The sequence below is a fragment of the Aquitalea sp. LB_tupeE genome, assembly GCF_013391415.1.
GTDB lineage: Bacteria > Pseudomonadota > Gammaproteobacteria > Burkholderiales > Chromobacteriaceae > Aquitalea.
Window position 1 is genome coordinate 1 of sequence record NZ_JACAXB010000041.1, and the last position, 21,265, is coordinate 21,265.

23 protein-coding genes and 2 pseudogenes are annotated in these 21,265 nt (G+C 56.6%); 14 read left to right on the plus strand and 11 right to left on the minus strand.

Annotation, left to right across the window (positions count from 1 at the left end):
- A pseudogene (locus HWX34_RS19665) lies at positions 1–452 on the plus strand (MBL fold metallo-hydrolase); the annotation flags it as partial.
- 168 nt (positions 453–620) lie between these two features.
- On the opposite strand, the gene HWX34_RS19670 reads toward HWX34_RS19665, so the two are convergent.
- From HWX34_RS19670 to HWX34_RS19680, 3 genes are all read right to left on the minus strand, one after another.
- On the minus strand, positions 621–1,442 hold the full coding sequence (locus HWX34_RS19670; RefSeq protein ID WP_178973871.1) for a metal ABC transporter permease: 822 nt from the start codon (positions 1,440–1,442) through the stop codon (positions 621–623).
- Positions 1,435–2,166: a metal ABC transporter ATP-binding protein gene (locus HWX34_RS19675; RefSeq protein ID WP_370459803.1), complete on the minus strand. Its 732-nt coding sequence runs from the start codon at positions 2,164–2,166 to the stop codon at positions 1,435–1,437. The genes HWX34_RS19670 and HWX34_RS19675 overlap by 8 nt, the downstream gene beginning before the upstream one ends.
- A 62-nt stretch (positions 2,167–2,228) precedes the next feature.
- Positions 2,229–3,104: a metal ABC transporter solute-binding protein gene (locus HWX34_RS19680; protein ID WP_178973873.1), complete on the minus strand. Its 876-nt coding sequence runs from the start codon at positions 3,102–3,104 to the stop codon at positions 2,229–2,231.
- 155 nt (positions 3,105–3,259) lie between these two features.
- Between HWX34_RS19680 and HWX34_RS19685 the strand changes: the two genes are divergently transcribed.
- Both HWX34_RS19685 and zigA read left to right on the plus strand, forming a co-directional pair.
- A complete protein-coding gene (locus HWX34_RS19685; RefSeq protein WP_178973874.1) occupies positions 3,260–3,931 on the plus strand; it encodes a DUF1826 domain-containing protein in 672 nt (223 codons plus the stop codon).
- A gap of 34 nt (positions 3,932–3,965) precedes the next feature.
- The gene (zigA, locus tag HWX34_RS19690; RefSeq protein ID WP_178973875.1) at positions 3,966–5,177 is read left to right on the plus strand and encodes a zinc metallochaperone GTPase ZigA; all 1,212 of its coding nucleotides are present in this window, start codon (positions 3,966–3,968) and stop codon (positions 5,175–5,177) included.
- 199 nt (positions 5,178–5,376) lie between these two features.
- Here the strand turns inward: zigA and HWX34_RS19695 are convergent, their stop codons facing one another.
- The 6 genes and pseudogenes from HWX34_RS19695 to HWX34_RS19720 form a co-directional block, all read right to left on the minus strand.
- Complete coding sequence (locus HWX34_RS19695; protein WP_178973876.1) at positions 5,377–6,024, minus strand: DsbA family protein; 648 nt, start codon at positions 6,022–6,024, stop codon at positions 5,377–5,379.
- 100 nt (positions 6,025–6,124) lie between these two features.
- A pseudogene (locus HWX34_RS19700) lies at positions 6,125–6,385 on the minus strand (transposase); the annotation flags it as partial.
- Between the two features lie 152 nt (positions 6,386–6,537).
- Positions 6,538–7,263 carry an amino acid ABC transporter ATP-binding protein gene (locus HWX34_RS19705; protein ID WP_178973877.1) on the minus strand — a complete coding sequence of 242 codons (726 nt, stop codon included), beginning with the start codon at positions 7,261–7,263 and terminating at the stop codon, positions 6,538–6,540.
- 36 nt (positions 7,264–7,299) lie between these two features.
- Positions 7,300–7,956, minus strand: a complete 657-nt coding sequence (locus tag HWX34_RS19710) for an amino acid ABC transporter permease (RefSeq protein ID WP_045848542.1) — start codon at positions 7,954–7,956, stop codon at positions 7,300–7,302.
- A 144-nt stretch (positions 7,957–8,100) separates the two neighbouring features.
- Complete coding sequence (locus HWX34_RS19715; RefSeq protein ID WP_178973878.1) at positions 8,101–8,883, minus strand: transporter substrate-binding domain-containing protein; 783 nt, start codon at positions 8,881–8,883, stop codon at positions 8,101–8,103.
- Positions 8,884–9,081: 198 nt separating this feature from the next.
- Entirely contained in the window at positions 9,082–10,299 is a 1,218-nt protein-coding gene (locus HWX34_RS19720) for a MalY/PatB family protein (protein WP_178973879.1), read from the minus strand.
- Positions 10,300–10,415: 116 nt separating this feature from the next.
- Here HWX34_RS19720 and HWX34_RS19725 point away from each other — a divergent pair, with 116 nt between their 5' ends.
- Positions 10,416–11,330, plus strand: a complete 915-nt coding sequence (locus tag HWX34_RS19725; RefSeq protein ID WP_178973880.1) for a LysR family transcriptional regulator — start codon at positions 10,416–10,418, stop codon at positions 11,328–11,330.
- A gap of 85 nt (positions 11,331–11,415) precedes the next feature.
- Here the strand turns inward: HWX34_RS19725 and gcvA are convergent, their stop codons facing one another.
- On the minus strand, positions 11,416–12,339 hold the full coding sequence (gene gcvA, locus HWX34_RS19730; protein WP_178973881.1) for a transcriptional regulator GcvA: 924 nt from the start codon (positions 12,337–12,339) through the stop codon (positions 11,416–11,418).
- Positions 12,340–12,515: 176 nt separating this feature from the next.
- Between gcvA and HWX34_RS19735 the strand changes: the two genes are divergently transcribed.
- The 7 genes from HWX34_RS19735 to HWX34_RS19765 all read left to right on the plus strand — a co-directional run bounded on the left by HWX34_RS19735 (position 12,516) and on the right by HWX34_RS19765 (position 18,209).
- A complete protein-coding gene (locus HWX34_RS19735) occupies positions 12,516–13,289 on the plus strand; it encodes an SDR family NAD(P)-dependent oxidoreductase (protein ID WP_178973882.1) in 774 nt (257 codons plus the stop codon).
- A gap of 84 nt (positions 13,290–13,373) precedes the next feature.
- A complete protein-coding gene (locus tag HWX34_RS19740; protein ID WP_178973883.1) occupies positions 13,374–14,609 on the plus strand; it encodes an MFS transporter in 1,236 nt (411 codons plus the stop codon).
- A 37-nt stretch (positions 14,610–14,646) separates the two neighbouring features.
- Positions 14,647–14,928 carry a hypothetical protein gene (locus HWX34_RS19745; RefSeq protein WP_178973884.1) on the plus strand — a complete coding sequence of 94 codons (282 nt, stop codon included), beginning with the start codon at positions 14,647–14,649 and terminating at the stop codon, positions 14,926–14,928.
- A 26-nt stretch (positions 14,929–14,954) separates the two neighbouring features.
- Positions 14,955–15,299 (plus strand): carboxymuconolactone decarboxylase family protein, encoded by a 345-nt coding sequence (locus HWX34_RS19750; RefSeq protein ID WP_178973885.1) that lies wholly within the window; start codon positions 14,955–14,957, stop codon positions 15,297–15,299.
- A gap of 63 nt (positions 15,300–15,362) precedes the next feature.
- Complete coding sequence (locus HWX34_RS19755) at positions 15,363–16,028, plus strand: cupin domain-containing protein (protein WP_178973886.1); 666 nt, start codon at positions 15,363–15,365, stop codon at positions 16,026–16,028.
- Positions 16,018–17,130 (plus strand): FAD-dependent oxidoreductase, encoded by a 1,113-nt coding sequence (locus tag HWX34_RS19760; RefSeq protein WP_178973887.1) that lies wholly within the window; start codon positions 16,018–16,020, stop codon positions 17,128–17,130. Before HWX34_RS19755 ends, HWX34_RS19760 begins: the two co-directional genes overlap by 11 nt.
- 47 nt (positions 17,131–17,177) lie before the next feature.
- Positions 17,178–18,209 (plus strand): alcohol dehydrogenase catalytic domain-containing protein, encoded by a 1,032-nt coding sequence (locus HWX34_RS19765; RefSeq protein ID WP_178973888.1) that lies wholly within the window; start codon positions 17,178–17,180, stop codon positions 18,207–18,209.
- Between the two features lie 89 nt (positions 18,210–18,298).
- On the opposite strand, the gene HWX34_RS19770 is transcribed toward HWX34_RS19765, so the two are convergent.
- Positions 18,299–18,751, minus strand: a complete 453-nt coding sequence (locus tag HWX34_RS19770; RefSeq protein WP_178973889.1) for an Lrp/AsnC family transcriptional regulator — start codon at positions 18,749–18,751, stop codon at positions 18,299–18,301.
- 120 nt (positions 18,752–18,871) lie between these two features.
- Between HWX34_RS19770 and HWX34_RS19775 the strand changes: the two genes are divergently transcribed.
- From HWX34_RS19775 to HWX34_RS19785, 3 genes are all read left to right on the plus strand, one after another.
- Positions 18,872–19,159: a LysE family transporter gene (locus HWX34_RS19775; protein WP_178973890.1), complete on the plus strand. Its 288-nt coding sequence runs from the start codon at positions 18,872–18,874 to the stop codon at positions 19,157–19,159.
- Positions 19,160–19,237: 78 nt separating this feature from the next.
- Positions 19,238–20,047: an AraC family transcriptional regulator gene (locus HWX34_RS19780; RefSeq protein WP_178973891.1), complete on the plus strand. Its 810-nt coding sequence runs from the start codon at positions 19,238–19,240 to the stop codon at positions 20,045–20,047.
- Between the two features lie 110 nt (positions 20,048–20,157).
- Positions 20,158–21,264 (plus strand): low specificity L-threonine aldolase, encoded by a 1,107-nt coding sequence (locus tag HWX34_RS19785; RefSeq protein WP_178973892.1) that lies wholly within the window; start codon positions 20,158–20,160, stop codon positions 21,262–21,264.
- Position 21,265: the final 1 nt, after the last annotated feature.

Here is a 21,265-nt window from a genome sequence, read left to right on the forward strand (position 1 = left end):
AACGAGAGGTCGACTTTTGGCAGGATGATGGAAATCTAAGCCGCGCCAGCGCGCGTGCGCGCGGTAACTTCCGGATAGCGCGTCAAGTGTTCGACGGCTACCGCGATCAGCTTCGTACTTTCGATAGCGGTGAAGTGCTACCTGGCATCAGCGCGATGCCGCTACCGGGACACACCGATGGGCATTCCGGCTATCTTCTCGAATCGCATGATCAGGGTGCGCTGGTCTGGGGAGACATCGTTCATTTCCCTCACATCCAGATTGAACGGCCGGACGTTTCGATTGCATTCGATCAGGATCCTGCTCTGGCGGCCATCACCCGATCACGGCTTCTGGACCTGGTGAGTTCCGAGGGACTTTTGATCGCCGGTATGCATTTGGGTGAGCTCGGCTTCGCGCGGATCAAGCAAATGAGCGGGCACTACCGGCTGCTTTACGAGAGCGAAGCGTGAGAACTCGCTGTGCCATGCTATCCGAACACTGGGCAGAGATCCGCTCAGACCGAACTACCGCCGAAGTTAGCGCTACGGCAGATGGTTGGTCTGAGCGCTTAAGCAGTGACGGGAAAAGTAATGGCAGCTTTTCCCACCGGTTCGGACAGGCTCAAATTCAGGCAGTTCTCACTCACCCGATGGTGGCTGACGGCGTCGCTTACGCGGCATGCGCAGTACAGTAACCACCACAAGGTAAGCACTGCCACTGAGCGCCGAGATCCAGAAGCTGCTAGGCCAGTCGGTATAGAAAGCCAGGGTAATCCCAAGCCAGGCTTCGGCCAGGGCCAAGGCGGCCGCCAGCACCACTCCGGCCCCCAGGCGTGAAGTCAGCTTCTGCGCAGTTGCCGCAGGCCCTACCATCAGCGTGAACACCAGCAAGACACCAACAATCTGGATACATTCAGCCGTCGTCAAGGCCACAATAGCCAGAAACAGCATGGAAACCAGACGCAGGGAAACGCCTTTGGCCTCTGCCAGCTCGGGTTGCAAACTGGCAAATACTAGGGGACGGGCCATGATGGCCAGCAACAGCAGGCAAGCCATGCCGAGCCATGCCAATGTCCACAGCGTTTCGGTATTCACCCCGAGGACGTTGCCAAACAGCAAGGCGGTAGCTTGTGTGGCATAGGCAGTAAAGAAATGAAGAAACAGCATCCCCAGCCCCAAGGCCAATGACAGGATGGTGCCAATCACAATATCACTGCCCTGCAAGCGCTCGCCCAATGCACCCATGGAAACACCGCCAAGCAAGGTAACGCAGATCAGCCCCCACATGGGCGACACGCCAAGCAGCGCAGCCCCAGTTGCACCGGCAAAACCAACGTGTGACAAGGCATGGCCGGCAAAGGTCTGCCCGCGCATGACCAGAAAGAACCCCACCACACCGGCAAGCACGGACACCAGACCGCCGGCAATGAAGGCGTTCTGCATGAAGTCGAATTCAAGCATGGTGGCAGTGCTCCTCTTTTTCCACTTCAACATCACCGGCCATCACGAAAATGCGGTTTTTCATGCGTATCACATCAATGGTGGAACCATACAAGCGCGACAACACCGGCGAGGTAATCACCTCGTCCACCTTGCCCAGCGCCGCCTGACCGCGCCCCAGATACAACACCTGGTCGATGGCGCCAAGCAGCGGATTGAGCTCATGCGCGCTGAAAATCACGGTAATGCCCAGCTCTTGCTGCACTTGCTTCACCAGTGCCACCACCCCATGCTGGTGGTGCGGGTCCAGACTGATCAAGGGTTCATCCAGCAGCAGCAAGCGTGGACGCCCCAACAAGGCTTGGGCAAGCAACAGCCGCTGCCGCTCTCCTCCCGAGGTTTCCATGAGGGGGCGTCGTGCCAGCGCGGCGGCCCCCACCATGTCGAGCGCCCAATGCACTTCCTGTCGCGCGGCCTTGTTCAGGATGGGCAGCCCCCAGCGATGGCCATTGCATGCACTGGCGACAAAGTCCCAGCCACGCAAGCGCATATTGCCGGCCAGACTACGCAGCTGCGGGATATACCCTACCGCGGCATTGCCCCGCGAGGCTGGCTCGCCCAGCACATGGATGCTGCCGCTGGCGGGTTGAATCAGGCCGAGTACCGTGCGCATCAGCGTGGTCTTGCCCGCCCCGTTGGGGCCGAGCATGCCAATAAACAGCCCTTGGCCAATATCCAGACTCACGTCCGACAAGACCGTCCTTCCTGCGAAAGAGACGGTCACCTGTTGTAATGACAGTGCCTGCATCACTTGCCGGACGACAAAGCTTGATTCAGCGCGTTCAACTGGCCAAGCATCCAGTCCTGATAATGCTTGCCGGTCGGCGCGGTCTCGGTAACGCCCACTACGGGAACCTTGGCTTCCTTGGCAATTTTCTGCACACGCTTGGCCGATTGGTCCGAAGCCTGGCTGTTGTAGAACAACACTTTCACCTGATGCGTTTTCAGGTCGTTTTCAAAAGCGGCAACATCACTGGCACTGGGCTCGGTGCTATTCATGACGGCCAACTGGAATTTCTCATTACGCATCTTGAAGCCAAGCGCACTCGCCATATAGCCGAAAACAGGCTCGGTGGCTGTTACCGGCGTGCCTGCGTATTTGTCATGAATGGACTTTACTTTGCTGTTTAGCACCTGCAGCGAATCCAGAAAGCGCTTCAGGTTCTGTTCGTACTCGGCCTTGTTGGCAGGGTCCGCAGCCTCCAGCTCCACCGCAATCGCTTTCGCCACCCGGGGCATGGTGGCCGGGTCGTACCACAGGTGCGGGTTATCGCCGGTTTTCTTTTGCATCAATTGACCCGCAACGATTTCCTTGCGGCCGGGTGCTTTGGCGGCTGACAACAGCTTGGCCATCCACGGGTCGTAATCGATGCCGTTGTATACCACCAGCCTGGCTGCACTCAGGGCCTTGGCTGTCGATGCACTGGCTTCGAACAGGTGCGGGTCCTGATCCGGATTGCTCAGGATGCTGGTGACATGCACATGTTTACCGCCAACTTGCTGGGCAACATCACCATAAAAATTTTCGCCGGCCACCACGTTGATCGGCTGGCCGGATGCCTGGGCAAGCAACGGTGCGCAGGCCAGGGTCAAGAGTGAAGCAAGGCGGGTAATGCGATTCATGGGTATTCTCACTTTCAAATGTTATGTTATAACGCTTCATCTATTTTATGTAATGATATAACATTGTGCAAATTATTTTACCGTCCACCCCCAACCCGACTGCAGATGACCGTACCGGATGGCGGCTGGCACTGCGATGACAAGGAAACCTGACGATGACTGTCGCCCTCAACCCGGCATCCTGCGCGACACCACCCACAACGTCGCACCACGAGGCCACGCGCCTGACCGACCTGGTGCGCATTTTCGACGCAGATGTGCAGCTCTGCCGGTATCCGCGCAGCCCGATAGAAGCAATCACCCGTTACTTTGCCAACGCCAGCGCAGAGGGTGTGCTTGGGCTGGGATTCCGGCTTGTCACCACACCGGGGCAGGTACTGGACATTCCCGGCCTGGCCGCGCTACCCGGACGCGATGCCGTACTCAGGGACATGGCCTATCTGATTGATATTTATGGTGATCTGCTTGGCTGCCCGCAGGTAGGCATGCGTCTGGAGATACTCAATCACGCCATGTGTCCGCGATTTCATGTCGACCAAACCGGTGTGCGCATGCTGTGCACCTACCATGGCCGGGGTACCGAATGGCTAAGCGAGGAAGCCGCCGACCGCAGCAAGCTCGGCCGCCTGGCTCAGGGCATGCCGGACGAGACTTCAGGACTTATCCGCAACCCCAAGGCCATCCGGCAGGCTGCGCCCTTTTCCTTGCTCCTGCTCAAAGGGACACAGTGGCAGGGCAATCACGGGCGCGGGGCGATTCACCGCTCCCCGGCACCGGACCCACTTCAGCCATGCCGCGTGCTACTGGCGCTGGACGCGATTTGGTAGCCGCCTTCCCCATTTACATTCCCAAAGGAAAACCATGCAAAAACTCCCTGTCACCGTGCTGTCCGGCTTTCTTGGCGCCGGTAAAACCACCCTGCTCAATCACATCCTCAACAACCGAGAAGGCAAGCGGGTTGCCGTCATCGTCAACGACATGTCGGAAGTCAATATCGACGCCCGCCTGGTGCGCGAGGGTGGTGCCGCCCTGTCACGTGCCGAAGAAAAACTGGTCGAGATGAGCAATGGCTGCATTTGCTGCACCTTGCGTGAGGACCTGCTGATTGAAATTGGCCGACTGGCACGCAGCCAGCGCTTTGACTATCTGCTGATTGAATCGACCGGCATTGCCGAACCGTTGCCAGTGGCGGAAACCTTTGTTTTCCGGGATGACGATGGAACAAGCCTGTCAGACCTTGCCCGGTTGGACACCATGGTGACGGTGGTCGATGCCTGTAATTTTTTGCGTGATTACAGTTGCCACGACCAACTGACTGACCGTGGTGCCAGCCTGGGCGAAGAAGATGAACGCTGCGTGGTGGATTTACTGGTTGAGCAAGTGGAATTTTGTGACGTCATCGTGCTGAACAAAACCGATCTGATCAGCCAGGAAGAGCTGGACCGCCTCGACAGCATTCTGCGCTCGCTCAATCCGCACGCCGACATCGTGCGCAGCGCGTTTGGCGCAGTACCGCTCAACCGGGTGCTCAACACCGGTCGTTTTGACTTCAATACGGCATCAGAAGCAGCAGGATGGCTGACTCAGTTGCGCGGCGAGCATGTACCGGAAAGCGAGGAGTATGGCATCCGCAGTTTCGTCTACCGCGCCCGGCGGCCATTCCACCCACAGCGGTTGTGGGACTGGTTCGCTTGCCAATGGCCGGGAGTCATACGCTCGAAAGGCTACTTCTGGTTGGCGAGTCGGCCCGATTTTGCTGGCAGTTGGTCTCAAGCGGGTGCCATCACACGCCATACCTGTGCCGGTTTGTGGTGGGCAGCCGTCGCCAGACAAGATTGGCCGGAAGATCCGGAAAGTGTGGCAATGATTGAGGCGCGCTGGGAAGCGCCCTGGGGCGACCGTCAGCAGGAACTGGTGCTGATCGGCATCAATATGGACGAAGCCGGACTGATCGCCCGGTTCGATGCCTGCCTGATGACGGATGCAGAAATGGCCACTGGCGGAGAGTACGGCTCCGGACTGGCCGATCCATTCCCCAACTGGGCCGTAAGTCCAGAAGAAAATGTAGTTTAAGTCAAAGATGCCTTCAGGCTGTTTGCCAGATGAAAGACGCCATCTTTCATCTGGCGTACGAAGGACCACTATGGCCGATGAGTGCACCAATGGCAGCGAACCTTCGCTGCCAAAATCGTAGTAGCTATCCAGGTTTCAATCTGCGTTGAAATTTCCGGAGCATCATCGATTTCGATATCCAAGTACCGGGCCGTGCTTTCTAGCCTGGTGCGGTATTGAATTTGTCACCCATGGCAGCATGCACAGCCTTCTTGATGGCGTAAGCCATTTCGTCTTCGCTACGCCCTCCGTTGATTGCAAAGCGGTTTTCGAAAACAAAATGCGGAACCGAACGTACACCAGCCTCCGTGGAGTTAGCCGCTGCTTGCTCAATCCGCTTGTGTTGGGAGGAGTCGCATGCGATGGCACGGGCCTCGTCCCTGCTGAATCCATGAGTAGCAGCAACATCAGCCAGCACGTCCGCGTCCGAGATGTTTCTCGCAGCAATGAAATAAGCGTTCGTAATGGCCACGGCCAGTTGGTGCTGCGTGCCGCGTTCTCTGGCGGCCAGGATGATGGCGTGCGCAGCCTGTGTCGGGTAGGCGTATGGCTGACGACCAAGGTCCAGGTCGAAGCCAGACACACGGGCCTCTGCTTCAGGGCGCGCAAACGCTGATTTCGGATCTGTCACACCATATCGCTTACGTAGCAAGTCGGGGATATAAAGTCCGGCCGCCGGCGCGTCGGGTAGTAAAAGAACTGGATGATGGTGGATGTCCGCGACCAGCTCGGGGAAGCGCTCTTGCAGAACCTTGTTGAAATACCCGTCAGCCGAGCGCAGTCCTGTCTTTGCTTGCGCATGACGCATGCTTTGATCTGTCTCCAAGTTGCTGTCACTCGGGCTAACTCAAGCCAGAATCGGTCATCTGACAGAGCCTGGTGGCGGACTTATCCGATATTTACCCCTCTCACGTCAGCTCCGGACGCAATGCGACCAATGAACGTAGTCGTATCAGGTTGTAGGCCGCCATCGTCAATGTCAGTAACTGATCCACTTTGGCCAAACCCCGCACCATCACCTGACGGATCGGGCCGATGGTCTTACCCCAGCCCAAACACTGTTCGATGCATTTACGCCGGCGCTGGCTCAGCGCGTAGCCATGATGACGCGTGGTGCGACCGTCAATCGCGCTGCCTCCGCTTCGTCGGGTATTCCGTGCCACATGGGGATGGTTGGCCGGAACGAATTCCTCCAGCCGGATGGTGGTGAACAACGCTTCGTTATAACCGTCTGCTCCACGCATCGCGCATCCTTCCATCTTGAGTACTTGTCTGAATCGTCGCTGATCAGTGCGCGAGACGCCAGTATTTCAACAGCCTGTTAGTGGATGATCTTGGCGAGGAAGTCCTTTGCCCTCTCAGAGTGCGGACTATTGAAGAAATCCTCTTTCCTGCGATCTTCCACAATGTTCCCCTTATCCATGAAGATGACCCGGCTGGCCACTTTGCGGGCAAAGCCCATTTCGTGGGTCACACAAACCATTGTCATCCCTTCTTTGGCCAACTCCACCATGACGTCTAGCACTTCGTTGACCATTTCCGGATCCAATGCGGACGTGGGTTCGTCAAACAGAATAGCCTTTGGGTCCATGGACAAAGCACGCGCAATCGCGACCCGCTGTTGCTGGCCTCCTGATAACTGACCTGGATACTTTGCCGCCTGTTCCTTCAGCCCAACGCGGGCCAGCAGCTTGAGGCCCTTTGCTTCTGCATCTGCGCGGTTTCTGCCCAGCACCTTGATCTGTGCCAGAGTGAGATTGTCCAGAATGCTCAGATGTGGAAACAGCTCAAAATGCTGAAACACCATGCTGAGCCGTGCACGCAAGGCAGCCAATTCCTTGTGTGAATGACCAACATGCACGCCATCAACATGTACTTCGCCTTGCTGATAAGCCTCCAGGCCATTGATGGTTTTAATCAGCGTGGACTTGCCCGAGCCGGAGGGGCCGCACACCACAACGACCTCGCCCTTCTGGATTTCGGTACTGCAATCACTCAACACCTGAAAATTGCCGTACCACTTGGAAACCTTGTTCAGTTTGATCATGACTATTTCTCTTTCATTTCCATCAGGCATGTCGCATCAACGGGTTTGCAGGGTAAGCCTGCCTTCCACATGGTGCTGTACAGCGGAGAGTACGGTACTGAGTACCCAGTAAATCAGTGCAGCTGCGATATACAGTGGTAATGGCTGGTAAGTAGCAGCAATGATTTCCTGGGATGAGCGCAGCAGTTCAGTCACGGTAATAACCGATACCAGCGAGGTATCCTTTACCAGGCTGATCAACGTATTGCCCAGGCTTGGTACGGCCAGACGCAGGGCCTGTGGGCCAACGACATAACGCAGGGTCTGGTAGTGGCTGAGCCCCAGGCTATGGGCGGCACTCCACTGCCCTCTCCCCACCCCCAGAATGGCACCGCGCATGCTTTCAGAAAGATAGGCACCGGCATTCAGGGTAAGGGTCAGGATTCCGGCAGAGGTCGGATCCAGTGAAATGCCCAGATCAGGCAGGCCGTAATACACCACAAACATCTGTACCAGCAGTGGCGTACCACGCATCACGCTGACATAGGCCCGGGCACAGGCTGGTAGCAATCGGTCGGTACTGATGCTCATGACAGCCACCACGGCTCCAAGCAACAAACCGAATACCATGGCGGCAACGGCAAATTTCACAGTGATCAATGCACCCATGGCCAGGCGGGGTGCTGACATGGAAAGTAGTTCAACGGTATTCATCGCATCAACTCTTGCTAGTCTGGTAAACAACAGGCATGGCAAGCCCCCGCTACAGCAAACGCACAGTAACCAATACCATGCTGCCTGCTCGCATTGCGGTTATCCAGCCATGCCTTCAGGCCAAAGACATCCCCGGCTCGGGTGTTACTTCAGCGGCTGGGTTACATCGCTGTTGAACCACTTGAGTGAAATTTTCTTCAGCGTTCCATCCTTGCGCAGGCTGTTCATTGCACTGTTGATGGCAGCTTCAAATTGCGGGTTGCCCTTCTTGAAAGGAATGCCGATTTCCAGCTCATGGCCAGACAGCAATGCACCAGGGCGCAGTGGCAGGTTCGATGTCTTGATCAGGTATGGCAGGATCAGCCTGTCGTTGATGGCGGCATCCACCCGTTCCTGCATCAGGTCGCGCATGTATTCAGCCGTACCGGGGTAGGTTTTAACCACTACGCCGGGAAAGGTCTTGGCATATTCGACATAGTTGCTGCCCAAGGTGACGGCAAGACTTTTACCGTTCATGTCGGCCAGGGACTTGTAATTATTCTTGTCGGACTTGCGCTGGATAAGCTGCAAGGCAGAGTAAGCATAGGGCTGAGTGAAGGCCAGCGACTCCTTGCGTTTGGGGCTGATTTCAATCTGATTGGCAATCACGTCGAACTTGCCAGCCTGCAGGCCACCGATCAGGCCACTGAAGTCGCCGGTGACAAACTCCACCTTCAAGCCCATTTTGGCTGCCAGCGCGGTGGCAACATCCACGTCGTAGCCCGTCAGCTCCCCCTTGTCATTGCGATACCCGAACGGAGGGTAAGTCCCTTCCATGCCCACCTTCAGCACACCATTCGCCTTGACCGTTTCAAGCAGGTCACTAGCCGTGGCCAGAGTGGATGACAAGCAGAGCACACCGGTGAAAATCAGTTGATGCAGTTTCATTTGTTTCTCCTTTGTAACGAAAGCCGCGGGGTTGTTTATGGTTTATTGCCCGGACAGCCTGGGGACGCGAGGCCTTAGCTTCACCATCAACAGTGACTGATGAAAAAGCAGCAGTTGGCCATCACGTTGCGTTCTGTCCCGTACTGATGAAATTGTTTTGCACACGGGACAGATTGATTTCCGGCGACAGCAAGATGCTCAGGCCAGCACCTGTGCCAGGCGACGAATGGCTTCATCCACCGTGGCACGCGGGCAACCCAGGTTCACCCGCATATAGCCATGTCCTTCAAGCCCGAATTTCTGTCCCTTGTCCAGCCACAGCCGGGCACGGGTCAGCATGAAATCGTTCAGCGTCTCGGCATCCAGCCCCAGTCCACGACAGTCCATCCAGGCCAGATATAGTGAATCGGCTGGGAGTACGCGTACCTTGTCGCTGAGCCGGTTAACCTCATTGGCAAAGTGCGTGTGGTTCGCGCGCAAGTAGGCCAGCATGTCTTCCAGCCAGGCCTCACCATGGGTATAAGCAGCTTCGGCAGCTACCATGCCCAGGGTGTTTACCAGCGGGAACATATTGCGGTCGTACTGGCGCAGCAGCTCTTCGCGCAGCCGGCGATTGGGAATGAAGACATTGGCACTTTGCAGGCCGGGCAGGTTGAAGGTCTTGCTCGGCGCGGTGCAGGTAATGCTGTGCTGGGCAAAGGCATCGCTCAGCGAGGCAAAGGGAATGTGCTTTTTGGCCGGATTGATGATGAGGTCCTGATGGATTTCATCAGAAATCACCAGTACGCCATGGCGCAGGCAGATTTCACCCATGGTCCGCAATTCATCTTCCGTCCAGACATTCCCAGTCGGGTTGTGCGGATTACTCAGGATGAACAGCTTGGTATTGGCTTGGATCGCAGCTTCAAAAATAGTGGCATTGAAGCGGTAGCCTTCGGCTGTACGCTCCAGTGGTGCCAATGCCAGATGCCGCCCGTTCATCAATACATCGTTGTGGAAGTGGGCGTAGACCGGAGGCTGAATCAGGACGGAATCGCCAGCTGCAGAGAATGCCTGTACGGCGGTTTTCAGGGTGGTGATAATGCCGGAAGTCTGAATCACCCATTCCTTTTCCACTTCCCAGCCAAAGCGTTTGGACTGCCAGCCAACGACTGCGTTGACGTAGCTATCAGGCGCACCACCCGGATAACCAAACACACCGTGCTCAACCGCCTCATGCAGGGCATCCAGTACCGGGCGCGGTGCTTTGAAATCAGTATCGGCAACCCACATCGGCAGGGGCTTCGCCTCGCACTGGGCAGCGGTAAGCAGCTTGTGGGGGATGGACCACTTCATCGAGTTGGCGTGTTCGCGGTCGATGACCTCATCAAAAATACTTGTCGGATTTTCAGCACCTGCTGCTGCGGAGTAAGCCATCACAGTCACTTTCTTAAATACGCCACCTGGCGTGGTTTTGTTGTGACTGAGAATAGCAGTGCTATTTCATGAGAAATAATGGTATGTTTTCATCAAACAATGACATGGAGTCATGAATGATTGATAGCCAGCTGCTTGCCATCCTGCAGGAAGTGGACCGCCTGGGTAGCGTGACCGCTGCAGCGGATAGACTGAATGTCACGCAATCCGCGCTGTCTCACACGATCAGGCGTGTAGAGGAGCGCCATGGCATCAAGATCTGGACAAAAAACGGGCGCAGCCTGCGTTTTACCCAGGCCGGAAACTACCTTCTGGCACTGGCACAGCGTGTCTTGCCGCAAATCGAACATGCAGAACGGGTATTGCTGGATTTTGCCCAAGGACGACGCGGGGCATTGCGCGTTGGAATGGAGTGCCACCCCTGTCAGAAGTGGCTATCCCGCCTGACACCCCACTATCTGGCCGCCTGGCCGGATGTCGACTTTGACGTGCGGACAGCCTTCCGCTTTGATGGCGTGGCCGCCTTGTTGGGCTATGAGATTGATGTACTGATCACACCAGACCCGATTGATTTGCCAGAACTCTTCTTTCTTCCGGTGATCGACTATGAGTTGGTACTGGTCGTCCATGAGGCGCATCGTTTGGCGAACCAAACCTATATTGAGCCGCACGACTTGCTGGATGAGGAGCTGATTACCGTACCGGTCAGCATTGAACGGCTCGATATCTTTACGCGCTTTCTGGTACCGGCCCACTGCCGTCCCAAAACCCATCGGACAGCAGAAGCCACTGACCTGATGCTGCAACTTGTTGCAGCAGGGCGAGGTGTATCGGTGCTGCCGGACTGGCTGGTGAATGAAGAAGGGGCGGATTTACCGCTACGGGCCATGCGATTGGGGAAGGACGGAATCAATAAAAGCATCAATCTCGGCATGCGTCGCGGGGAAGAGACTGTCGCTTATATTGCCGGATTGCTTGAATTGGCCCAGGAAATGGGCCGCAAGCTAGGGCGAGGGGTGGAAGAAGGATGAATACCAGCCACCACGATGGCATCTGGCACAGAGTGCCTTCAATAGTGGCCACCATACCCATAGCGCTTTACTTATCGTGCCGGCGTCAGCTTTCGCTCTGCAGCCCTGCTTCTTGTTGCAGCCACTGGCGAAAGGCTTGCAGCTTGGGCAGGTCAGCACAATCGGGGCGGAACACCACGAAGTAGGCTAGCGGCGAGGGAAATTCGATAGCAGGAAACAGCCGCACCAGCCTCCCTGCCGCCAGGTCATCACGCGCCATCACGCTGCGTGCCAGCGCAACGCCATGGCCATCAATGGCTGCTTGCAGTACCGCCGCCGAGTTGTTGATCTTCATGCCACGGCGGGTAGCCACTCCGTCTATACCAGCATGCATGACCCAGCTCTCCCAAGAGGGGAAACCGGCACGCTCGTCCATGGACAAGTCGTGCAATAGCGTTTCCGTAGCCAGCTCGGCAGCACCAAATTGCCTGGCATGGCGCTCCAACAACATGGGTGAACAAACCGGGAATACCTCTTCATCCATCAGTTTCTCTGCCAGCAGCCCCTGCCAATGGCCATTGCCATAACGCACTCCGATATCGATACGCTGCGCGTAAAAGTCCACCGGTTTCAGGCTGGTATCCAGCCGGACGTCGGTTTCCGGGCATTGCAACTGGAAACGGTCAATTCTGGGCAGCAGCCATTTGGCGGCAAATGCGGGACTGACTGTCACCGTAAGCACACCACTGGCCGAGCCTTCGCGCAGAATCTCCAACCCCAAAGCCAGCCGGTCGAAGCCAGCACGTATGTCAGGCAAGGCACGCAAGGCAGCATCCGTCAGCTGCAGCCGGGAACGCCCGCTATTACCGCGGTGAAACAAGGGGCTGCCCAGCCAGTCCTCCAGCGTGCGAACCAGCTGGCCCACGGCGGCCGGAGTGACATTCAACTCTTCCGCCGCTGCAGAAAAACTTTGATGCCGTGCACTGGCTTCAAAGGCACGCAGGGCATTCAGGTGAACAGGTGCTTTCATTACGCTAAAGAATTTCTATCGATAACAGATACATTATCTCGTTTGTGCTTACCTGCCAAATAGAAAAAAATACATCCCAACAAGTACTTGATTTCACTGAAAGGCAAAAGATTATCTTTTGCTGCGGCAGGAGATTCAAGATCGATGGTTTTTCTTTTATCTGGAAAGGTATGGCAATGAGCAAGGAATTCGCAGGCAAGAAACTACTGGTCGTCGGTGGCAGCAGCGGTATGGGGCTACAGACTGCACGCATGGTACTGGACGCTGGTGGCAGTGTGGTCATCGTGGGCAACCGCCCGGAAAAAACAGAAGCAGCCCGCCAGGAACTTTCCACACTGGGTCAGGTATGGGCACTGACCGCAGACCTTGCCAGCGATGACGGCCTGGCTGCGCTAATGAAAGAGATTGATGTACACCACGCTGACATCGACCTGCTGGTCAATGCGGCAGGCGTGTTCTTCCCCAAGGCATTCCTTGAACATCAACTGGCTGACTACGAACAGTACATGAAGCTGAACAAGGCCTTCTTCTTCATTACGCAAAAAGTGGCTGCCAATCTGGTAGCACGCCAGCGCCCGGGAGCGATCGTGAATATCGGCTCCATGTGGGCCAAACAGGCCATTGCCGCGACCCCTTCCTCGGCCTACTCCATGGCCAAGGCTGGTCTGCATGCGCTGACCCAGCATCTGGCAATGGAACTGGCCCCCAGCCATATCCGGGTGAATGCCGTATCCCCTGCGGTGGTGCAAACCCCGATCTACGAGGGCTTCATTCCTAAAGAAGAGGTTCACGGTGCGCTGCAGGGCTTCAATGCCTTCCATCCAATTGGCCGTGTCGGCACCCCGCAGGATGTCGCTGAGGTCATCGTTTTCCTGCTGTCCGAACGGGCTGGCTGGGTAACGGGTGCCAACTGGGATGTTGATGGCGGCGTGATGGCAGGCCGTAACTAAAACGGAAGCCTGCGGAACTGCCATGGCCAGCAAGGCTGGCATGTCAGTTCCACCTGCCCCTGATTTTTGACGGAGCCGCACAGCATGTCTGAAACCCACCAAGCAGCTTGTCCAATTCAGACGGAGCACATACACCCTCCGCATGCGCGCAGCAATCTGCTGCGACTCACCCTGGCCCAGGCCCTGGCTGGTGCCAATTCAGTGGTGGTTTACGCCATTGGCGCCATCGTCGGCAATATGCTGGCCCCCAGCAAGGCATTGGCCACACTGCCAATTTCGATTTTCGTGGTGGGCATGGCGCTGTGTTCGCTGCCTGCCGGTCGTATTGCCGAGCGTTTTGGAAGGCGTACTGCTTTCATGTGCGGCACCGGCTGCGGCGTACTTACCGGCCTGCTGGCCGCGCTGGCCGTGGTCTACGGCTCGTTCTGGCTGTATTGCTGCGCCACCTTGCTGGGTGGTGCTTATGCTGCCGTGGTGCTGTCCTTCCGCTTTGCTGCTGCCGATTGTGTAGCCCTGGCAAAACGCCCTCATGCCTTGTCAATGGTAATGGCGGGCGGAATTGCAGCCGGGGTGATTGGCCCGCAACTGGTTACCCACACCATGCAGCTGTGGGGCTACTACCCCTTTGCCGCCACTTTTGTGGCCCAGGCGGGAATTGCAGCCATATCGGCCTTACTCCTGCTGGGCGTGCGCCTGCCGGCTCCACACCACGCACACAGTAATGGCGGTCGACCATTAGGCCAGATTGCACGTCAGCCCGCATTCCTGATTGCCGCCTGTTGCGGCGTGGTGTCCTACCTGCTGATGAACTTCCTGATGACGGCTGCACCACTGGCCATGCGCCTGTGCGGCCTGTCCCAGGAAAGTGCCAATCTGGGTATCGAGTGGCATGTGATTGCCATGTACGCCCCCAGCTTCTTTACCGGCAGGCTGGTCAGCCGCTTTGGTGCAAGGCACATCGTACTGCTGGGCCTGCTACTGATTGCCACCGCAGTCATCGCTGGTTTGCAAGGTGTGGCCGAGCTGCACTTCTGGCTAACGCTGGTGCTGCTGGGCCTGGGCTGGAATTTTGGTTTCATCGGTGCTTCTGCATTGGTACTGCAATGCCACCGGCCAGAAGAAAAAGCACGTGTGCAGTCATTCAATGACTTCGTGGTATTCGGCATGGTTGCCGTGGGCTCCTTCCTGTCTGGTGGCCTGCTCTCCGCCTTTGGCTGGAATACCGTGCTGTGGCTGTCCTTCATCCCCCTGACGCTTGCCGGGCTGGCACTGGCATTGGCCCCGGCAAACACGCCAGAACAGCCAGCCATGCAAGGCTGATTCTGACAATTTTTTGTCCCTTAATCTGGAGAACAAGATGGTCTATCTGCAAATCACGCTGCTCATTACTCCTGCCAACCGTCCGGCTGCCGCTGGGGTCTACCAGCAATACAAACAAGCCTTCCTCGACACCGTACCAGGTGCCCAATCCAAACAACTGCTGGTACGTGACGAGGACGTACAAGTGCTGCATGGCTTTGACACGGTCGCCCATGCCCATGCCTACCTGCAGAGCAAGCTGTTTACCGCCGACGTTGTTGCTGGCCTGCAGCCTTTGCTGGCAGCAGCTCCCGACGTACGCATTTATCAGGCTGTCTGACTCACCCCACCACCGAGGAAATCATCATGATGCAAGACTGGAACGACTATCGCGGCGCGCTGATGGCTGGCATTGGCGACTTTGCCAAACACAACCCGGATGTACTTAAAGGTCTGTCCACCATTGAAGGGGCCGCTGGCAGGAGCGCCAAACTGGAACCAAAGATGCACGAACTGATTGCACTGGCAGTGGCAGTAACCACCCGCTGCGATGGCTGCATTGCCGTCCACACCCAGAAAGCGGTGGAGCACGGTGCCAGCCGCGAGGAAATTACCGAAGCGCTTGGCGTGGCCATCGCCATGAATGCCGGCCCGGCACTGGTTTATTCCGCACGGGTACTGGAAGCACACACCCAACTGACTCAGGTCTGAGTTAGCACGTGCACTGCTCGGACCCAATGTCAGTGCAGTGCACAGTTCTCTGGAAACACTGTCATGCTGATCAACGCAGACTTTACCCGTAGCGTCTTCATCCCGGCTGCCATCCAGCAATGGACACCCAGCCCGCAAGCCGGAGTTGAGCGCATCATGCTGGACCGCATTGGCGCTGAGCAGGCCCAGGCCAGCAGCATCGTGCGTTATGCCGCGGGTGCTGGCTATCCGGAACACGGCCACCCCGGCGGTGAAGAAATCCTGGTGCTGTGCGGCACCTTCAGCGAAGGCGGACAACATCACCACGCTGGCAGTTATCTGCGCAATCCACCGCACTCCCGTCATCAGCCGTTCAGCGCAGAGGGCTGCATCATCTTTGTCAAACTGGGCCATATGGCTGCTGCTGAAACAGCCCATTTGCGCATCAACACTCAGCATCCGACCACTTGGCATCGCCATGACTATTACCAGGCATGCCCACTGTACGCCGATGCACGGGAAGACAGCCGTCTGCTGTGCCTGCCAGCAGGCTCCCAAATTCCCCGCCGTGCCGATTCACAACAAGAAGTTCTGGTACTGGATGGCGCGCTGATACTGCACGGCACCTTATATCCGCCACATAGCTGGTTACGCCTGGCTGCCGGCGACACGCAGACCATCAGCTGCGGTGCTGCCGGTGCAACGGTGTATCTGAAAACCACATCAATGGCACAGCAACATGAACAGTAATCGCACGCACATCGCCATCATCGGAGCCGGACTGGCAGGCTTATATGCCGCACGCTTGTTACAGGAACAAGGCATGCACGACTTCGTCGTGCTGGAAGCCCGTCCACGAACAGGGGGACGCATCCTGTCACCTGCCGTGCCACTTGCCTCGGACTCTGCTTCTGTATGCTTCGATCTCGGACCCTCATGGTTCTGGCCCGAGTTCCAGCCAGCACTGGATGAGTTGATCAGTGCGCTGGGACTGGAACGTTTTGCCCAGTTTGAAAGCGGCGACATGCTGATTGAGCATTCGCCACATCAGCCGCCCATGCGTCGCCCGGGTTTCCGCAACTCACCTACTTCCATGCGTTTGCACGGGGGGATGAGTGCATTGGTGGAAACGCTAGCACAATCGATTCCGGCAACACAGTTGCTGACTGGCCAACTGGTTACCGAGCTGACGCTGAACGATGTGCACGTCACGGTCATGACACATGACACGCAAGGGGCAACATCCGCATGGCAAGCCAAGCACGTGTTGCTGGCCCTGCCACCCAGACTTGCCGCTGAGTATCTTCATTTCTCTCCAGCACTCCCCACCAGCCTGTTACAGCAATGGCGCGATACCGCCACCTGGATGGCTCCGCATGCCAAGTACTTTGCCATTTACGAGCGTCCATTCTGGCGCGAACAGGGCCTGTCCGGCGAAGCGCGCAGCATGCAAGGCCCGCTGGGCGAGATCCACGATGCCAGCCTTCCCGATGGCCCCGCCGCCCTGTTCGGTTTTTTGGCCATGCCGGCCAGCGTCCGCCAGCAGATGAATTCCGAAACCTTGCATCAGCTGTGCCGGGCCCAACTCACCCGAATCTTCGGCCCGCAAGCCGGTTCGCCCTTGGCCGAACTGAGCCAGGACTGGTCACAGGAAGCACTGACAGCAAGCCATGCCGACCAGCACCCCAGTCCGCATCATCTGACGGCCCCGGCCACCTGCCCTGCTGATGGCCCATGGCAACACCATCTGTGCGGTATTGCCAGCGAGTGGTCGACACAGTTTCCCGGCTATCTGGCCGGTGCCATCGATGCTGCCATGTGTGGTGTGCAATGGCTGCAACACTTGAAGTAACAAGGCTGAAATCGTCTTTGCCAATACATCGACAAATAGGAAACCTGATGAAATCGAGCTATCGCGCAGTACAGATATCAGCCCCTGGCGTACTGGAGCTGATAGAGCGCCCAGTACAGCAAGCTGGTGAGGAAGAAGTCCTGATTGACGTGGAAGCCTGTGGTATTTGCGGGGCCGACGCTGCGGATATCGAAAGCCCATCCGCAGCCCCGGGAAGGATTCCGGGCCATGAAGTGGTGGGTCGCATCATCGCGCGGGGGTCCCGTGTACCGGAAATGTGGCAGACCGGTCAGCGTGTTGGCGTGGGCCGCCTGGGTGGTCACTGCCAAACTTGCTCAGCTTGCCGACGTGGACAGTTTCACCTGTGCCAGGCCCAGCCTGTGATGGGCAATAACCGGGACGGTGGTTATGCAGAACAGATGCTGGTACGCCATACCGGCCTGGTGGCTATCCCGGATGAACTGAGTGCCGTCGAAACAGCGCCGCTGCTGTGTGCCGGGCTGGCCACCTTCAATGCGCTAAAGAAATCAGCAGCCCAAGCGGGTGACCTGGTGGCAATACAAGGCATTGGCGGCCTGGGCCATCTGGCCATCCAGTACGCCAGAAAAATGGGATTCTGTGTGGTGGCCATCGGTCGTGGTATGGACATTGCCGCAGATGCATTACAGCTGGGCGCGCATGTCTACATCGACAGCCGTACGGAAGATCCATTGTCCCGCCTGCAGGCCATGGGCGGTGCACAAGTCATTCTGAGCACCATTACAGATAGTCCCTCCGCTGCAGCCCTGTTACCCGCATTGGCAGCCCAAGGCCGTTTACTGATCGTAGGAGTGGGCATGCAGCCGCTGGAGTTCATGCCCAGAAGCATGGTGGGTGGTGAACGCATGGTGATGGGTACGCTGACCGGGACCCCATGGGAAGCGGAAAAAACCCTGGACTTCAGCCTGCTGACCGACATCCGTGCGCGAATAGAAACCATGCCGCTGGAGCAAGCCGCCGAAGCTTATCAGAGGATGAAATCAGGCCGAGCCAATTTCAGGATGGTGCTGACGATGGAATCCGACTTTGCCGAGGATTGAATGAGCTGGAGCCAGTAAAACCGGGCCGAATCATGCGTTGGGCTTGCGAACAACTCCGGGCACGCTCGACTTGATTACAGCGCTCTACATCACAATGCGAGCGGGCGATTTTTGACAATACTTTTCATCACCAATGTTGAGCTAAGGCGAAGTACTCCAGGCAGCGTAGCCAGGTGCTGATCGTAAAGTGCCTGGAAGGCATCCAGATCTTTGGTGACGATGTGCAGCATGTAATCCGGGTCACCAAACAAGCGGTCGGCACTGACTACTTCAGGAATATCGACCAAGGCCGCATCAAAAGATCGGACCATGCTGCTGCTGGCGTCACGCAGCGTAATAAAGACAATCGCTGAAAAGTTCAGGCCTACGGCAGCGGGACTGATCATCGCGCGATAGCCACTGATTACCCCAGACTGCTCCAAAGCGCGCATCCGTCTCTGGCAGGGGGACAAACTCAAACCGATACGCTCTGACAACTCGGTAAGTGAAAGTCGCCCGTTTTTTTGCAGTTCAGCAAGAATTTTCTGATCGTAAGCGTCCATACGAGAAATATTAGCGCCACGCAGGCCTTGGCAGCAAGAAGCAGGGAGCACTTTCCAACAGCAAATCCTTACAATTTTTATTCCACCAAGCAGATGCTGTTGATGAAAGGAAACGCAGCCATGTCCTCAAACTTGCTTTTAGCGTTCTGGGCCTTGTCTATATCACTGGTCATCGTCCCTGGTGCGGACTGGGCGTATGCCATTTCGGCAGGGCTGAAGAAAAATGCCATTGCACCCGCGGTCAGTGGAATGTTGCTTGGCTATACCCTGATTACCGGGGTTGTGGCAGCAGGCGTTGGCGTGCTCATCGCAAGCATCCCGGCTTTGATGGCCATCTTGACGCTTCTCGGGGCTGCCTACCTGCTGGTGATGAAAAGTATTGTCAAAAATCGCCCGCTCACACTTTGATTCATATGTGAGTACGCCCAGTAGCACCCGCTATGCTGAAGTAGGCACTGTGCATGGCAGCAAGTCCGGATGATTCAAATGAGTGACGGAGTAGAGTACAAACGGTTAGACGACGTGCCGGGACTCGTGCTGGGAGTTGGTCATTTTGAGAACTTCAGCTTTGACCGGCATTACCATCTTGACTACCACATCGGCCTAGTCACCGATGGTATCCAGCGACAGCGGTTCAACGGTGAATCCGTCTTGCTAGGACCAGGTTGTATTTCGCTAATGCCCCCTGGTGAAATTCACGATGGTACCGGCGAGGGGGGAGATGCCTACACGCTGAAAACGTTCAGGCTGTCCCAGGAGCTGCTGAAGGGGGCGATGTCGGAATTGACCGACTCCGACGGCGAGCCATGCTTCAATGGGATGATGATTGAAGACCCGGCGCTGGCAGGCCACTTGCTCCGACTGCACGATGCCATGCATCAGGCCAATGAGGTTTCCTCCCTGGCAGTACAGTCCGAATGGATTTCGTTGCTGTACTTCCTGTTCATGCAGTCTCGCGGCATCAGGCCTAGGCTGGAGAAAGGTGCACTTGCTCCGGGAAAATGGCAGCTGGTTCAGGAGTATTGTCTGGCGCATCTTTCCGAAAAAATAACGCTGGAAGAGCTGGCTACCCTCTGCGGACTTGGGCGCTTTAATTTTTTACGCCAATTCAAACAAACCATCGGCATGACCCCGCACGCGTGGTTGCTGCGTCTGAGGCTGGAGCATGCGTGCCAGCTATTGGCAAAGGGAAACCGATCGATAGCTGATGTCGCCCAGTTTGTAGGGTTTTACGATCAAAGCCACTTCAACAAAGCCTTTCGCCAGGCATTTGGTGTCGCGCCGTCAGCCTATTGACTGTAACAGGTGCTCATCGCGTCAATTTTTTACAAGGCAGGCTACGGCGTGCTCACTACGATCTGTTCATGAACGGGATGCCGTCATCCCATATTGAACAGGAGTGAGAAATGCCAAACCCTCAATCTGTAGCCGACCGGAGTCCGCTACTTGGCTTTACTAGTGACAACATAGCGGGTGCTTCCCCGGAAATTATCCAGGCACTCGTAAATTGTAATGCAGAGCAGGCAAACCCTTATGGCGGCGATAACTGGACCGGCCGCGTGCAAGAACAGCTAAGAGATCTGTTTGAACACGATCTGGATGTATTTTTGGTCCCCACCGGTACTGCTGCCAATGCGCTCTGTTTGAGTGCAATGACGCCGCCATGGGGTAGTGTTTTCTGCCACCCTGGCAGCCATATCAACAACGATGAATGCGGTGCGCCTGAATTCTTCAGCCATGGAGCTAAAATCGTTACGGTTGACGGCCCCTCTTGCAAGCTTGATGTTTCCAGTCTTGCCCGAGCCGTTAACGTCAAGGTCGGTGATGTCCATGCTACGCAACCCGCTTGTGTCAGCATCACGCAAGCAACCGAAGTCGGTAGCGTTTATTCACTGGACGAGATTGCCGCGATTGGTGACGTTTGTGCTTCGGCTTCAGTTGGGCTGCACATGGATGGATCCCGCTTTGCAAATGCCCTGGTTTCCCTGGGTTGCTCGCCAGCAGAAATGACCTGGAAATCAGGGGTTGGAGCACTTTCGTTTGGTGCCACCAAGAATGGCGCACTTGGGGTCGAGGCCATCGTTCTGTTTGATGAGAAACTACGGGCCACGATGGGCTATCGTCGTAAGCGCGCAGGGCACCTGCTCTCCAAGATGCGCTTTCTGTCTGCACAGATGGAAGCTTATCTAGCCAATGACTTGTGGCTACATAATGCAAGACAAGCTAATGGCATGGCCAAACTACTCGTTGAAGGGCTTAAGCAAATTCCGGCTGTCCACCTCCCCGGCGAAGTGCAAGCAAATATTGTTTTCTGCAGCTTGCCTCTAGCGATTACCGATGGCCTTCTGCGAGCTGGCTTCAAGTTTTACCATGACCGCTGGGAGCCCGGCATTGTGCGCTTTGTGACTTCATTTGCGTCCCAAGAGCAAGACATTGCCAATCTGTTGGCCCACATTGAGGCATTGGCCGCTAAGTCACTGCATAAGCTTGACGAACTGAATGTGGCGGGCTGAC

What these genes read in the sequence shown, in the direction of transcription:
- HWX34_RS19785 (WP_178973892.1), top strand. Translation starts at nt 20,158, where the DNA reads ATGCCAAACCCTCAATCTGTAGCCGACCGGAGTCCGCTACTTGGCTTT.
- HWX34_RS19770 (WP_178973889.1), bottom strand. Translation starts at nt 18,751, where the DNA reads ATGGACGCTTACGATCAGAAAATTCTTGCTGAACTGCAAAAAAACGGG.
- HWX34_RS19705 (WP_178973877.1), bottom strand. Translation starts at nt 7,263, where the DNA reads ATGATCAAACTGAACAAGGTTTCCAAGTGGTACGGCAATTTTCAGGTG.
- HWX34_RS19745 (WP_178973884.1), top strand. Translation starts at nt 14,647, where the DNA reads ATGGTCTATCTGCAAATCACGCTGCTCATTACTCCTGCCAACCGTCCG.
- HWX34_RS19695 (WP_178973876.1), bottom strand. Translation starts at nt 6,024, where the DNA reads ATGCGTCATGCGCAAGCAAAGACAGGACTGCGCTCGGCTGACGGGTAT.
- HWX34_RS19775 (WP_178973890.1), top strand. Translation starts at nt 18,872, where the DNA reads ATGTCCTCAAACTTGCTTTTAGCGTTCTGGGCCTTGTCTATATCACTG.
- HWX34_RS19670 (WP_178973871.1), bottom strand. Translation starts at nt 1,442, where the DNA reads ATGCTTGAATTCGACTTCATGCAGAACGCCTTCATTGCCGGCGGTCTG.
- HWX34_RS19725 (WP_178973880.1), top strand. Translation starts at nt 10,416, where the DNA reads ATGATTGATAGCCAGCTGCTTGCCATCCTGCAGGAAGTGGACCGCCTG.
- HWX34_RS19685 (WP_178973874.1), top strand. Translation starts at nt 3,260, where the DNA reads ATGACTGTCGCCCTCAACCCGGCATCCTGCGCGACACCACCCACAACG.
- HWX34_RS19735 (WP_178973882.1), top strand. Translation starts at nt 12,516, where the DNA reads ATGAGCAAGGAATTCGCAGGCAAGAAACTACTGGTCGTCGGTGGCAGC.
- HWX34_RS19720 (WP_178973879.1), bottom strand. Translation starts at nt 10,299, where the DNA reads ATGGCTTACTCCGCAGCAGCAGGTGCTGAAAATCCGACAAGTATTTTT.
- HWX34_RS19740 (WP_178973883.1), top strand. Translation starts at nt 13,374, where the DNA reads ATGTCTGAAACCCACCAAGCAGCTTGTCCAATTCAGACGGAGCACATA.
- HWX34_RS19755 (WP_178973886.1), top strand. Translation starts at nt 15,363, where the DNA reads ATGCTGATCAACGCAGACTTTACCCGTAGCGTCTTCATCCCGGCTGCC.
- HWX34_RS19750 (WP_178973885.1), top strand. Translation starts at nt 14,955, where the DNA reads ATGATGCAAGACTGGAACGACTATCGCGGCGCGCTGATGGCTGGCATT.
- HWX34_RS19760 (WP_178973887.1), top strand. Translation starts at nt 16,018, where the DNA reads ATGAACAGTAATCGCACGCACATCGCCATCATCGGAGCCGGACTGGCA.
- HWX34_RS19680 (WP_178973873.1), bottom strand. Translation starts at nt 3,104, where the DNA reads ATGAATCGCATTACCCGCCTTGCTTCACTCTTGACCCTGGCCTGCGCA.
- HWX34_RS19715 (WP_178973878.1), bottom strand. Translation starts at nt 8,883, where the DNA reads ATGAAACTGCATCAACTGATTTTCACCGGTGTGCTCTGCTTGTCATCC.
- gcvA (WP_178973881.1), bottom strand. Translation starts at nt 12,339, where the DNA reads ATGAAAGCACCTGTTCACCTGAATGCCCTGCGTGCCTTTGAAGCCAGT.
- HWX34_RS19780 (WP_178973891.1), top strand. Translation starts at nt 19,238, where the DNA reads ATGAGTGACGGAGTAGAGTACAAACGGTTAGACGACGTGCCGGGACTC.
- HWX34_RS19710 (WP_045848542.1), bottom strand. Translation starts at nt 7,956, where the DNA reads ATGAATACCGTTGAACTACTTTCCATGTCAGCACCCCGCCTGGCCATG.
- HWX34_RS19765 (WP_178973888.1), top strand. Translation starts at nt 17,178, where the DNA reads ATGAAATCGAGCTATCGCGCAGTACAGATATCAGCCCCTGGCGTACTG.
- zigA (WP_178973875.1), top strand. Translation starts at nt 3,966, where the DNA reads ATGCAAAAACTCCCTGTCACCGTGCTGTCCGGCTTTCTTGGCGCCGGT.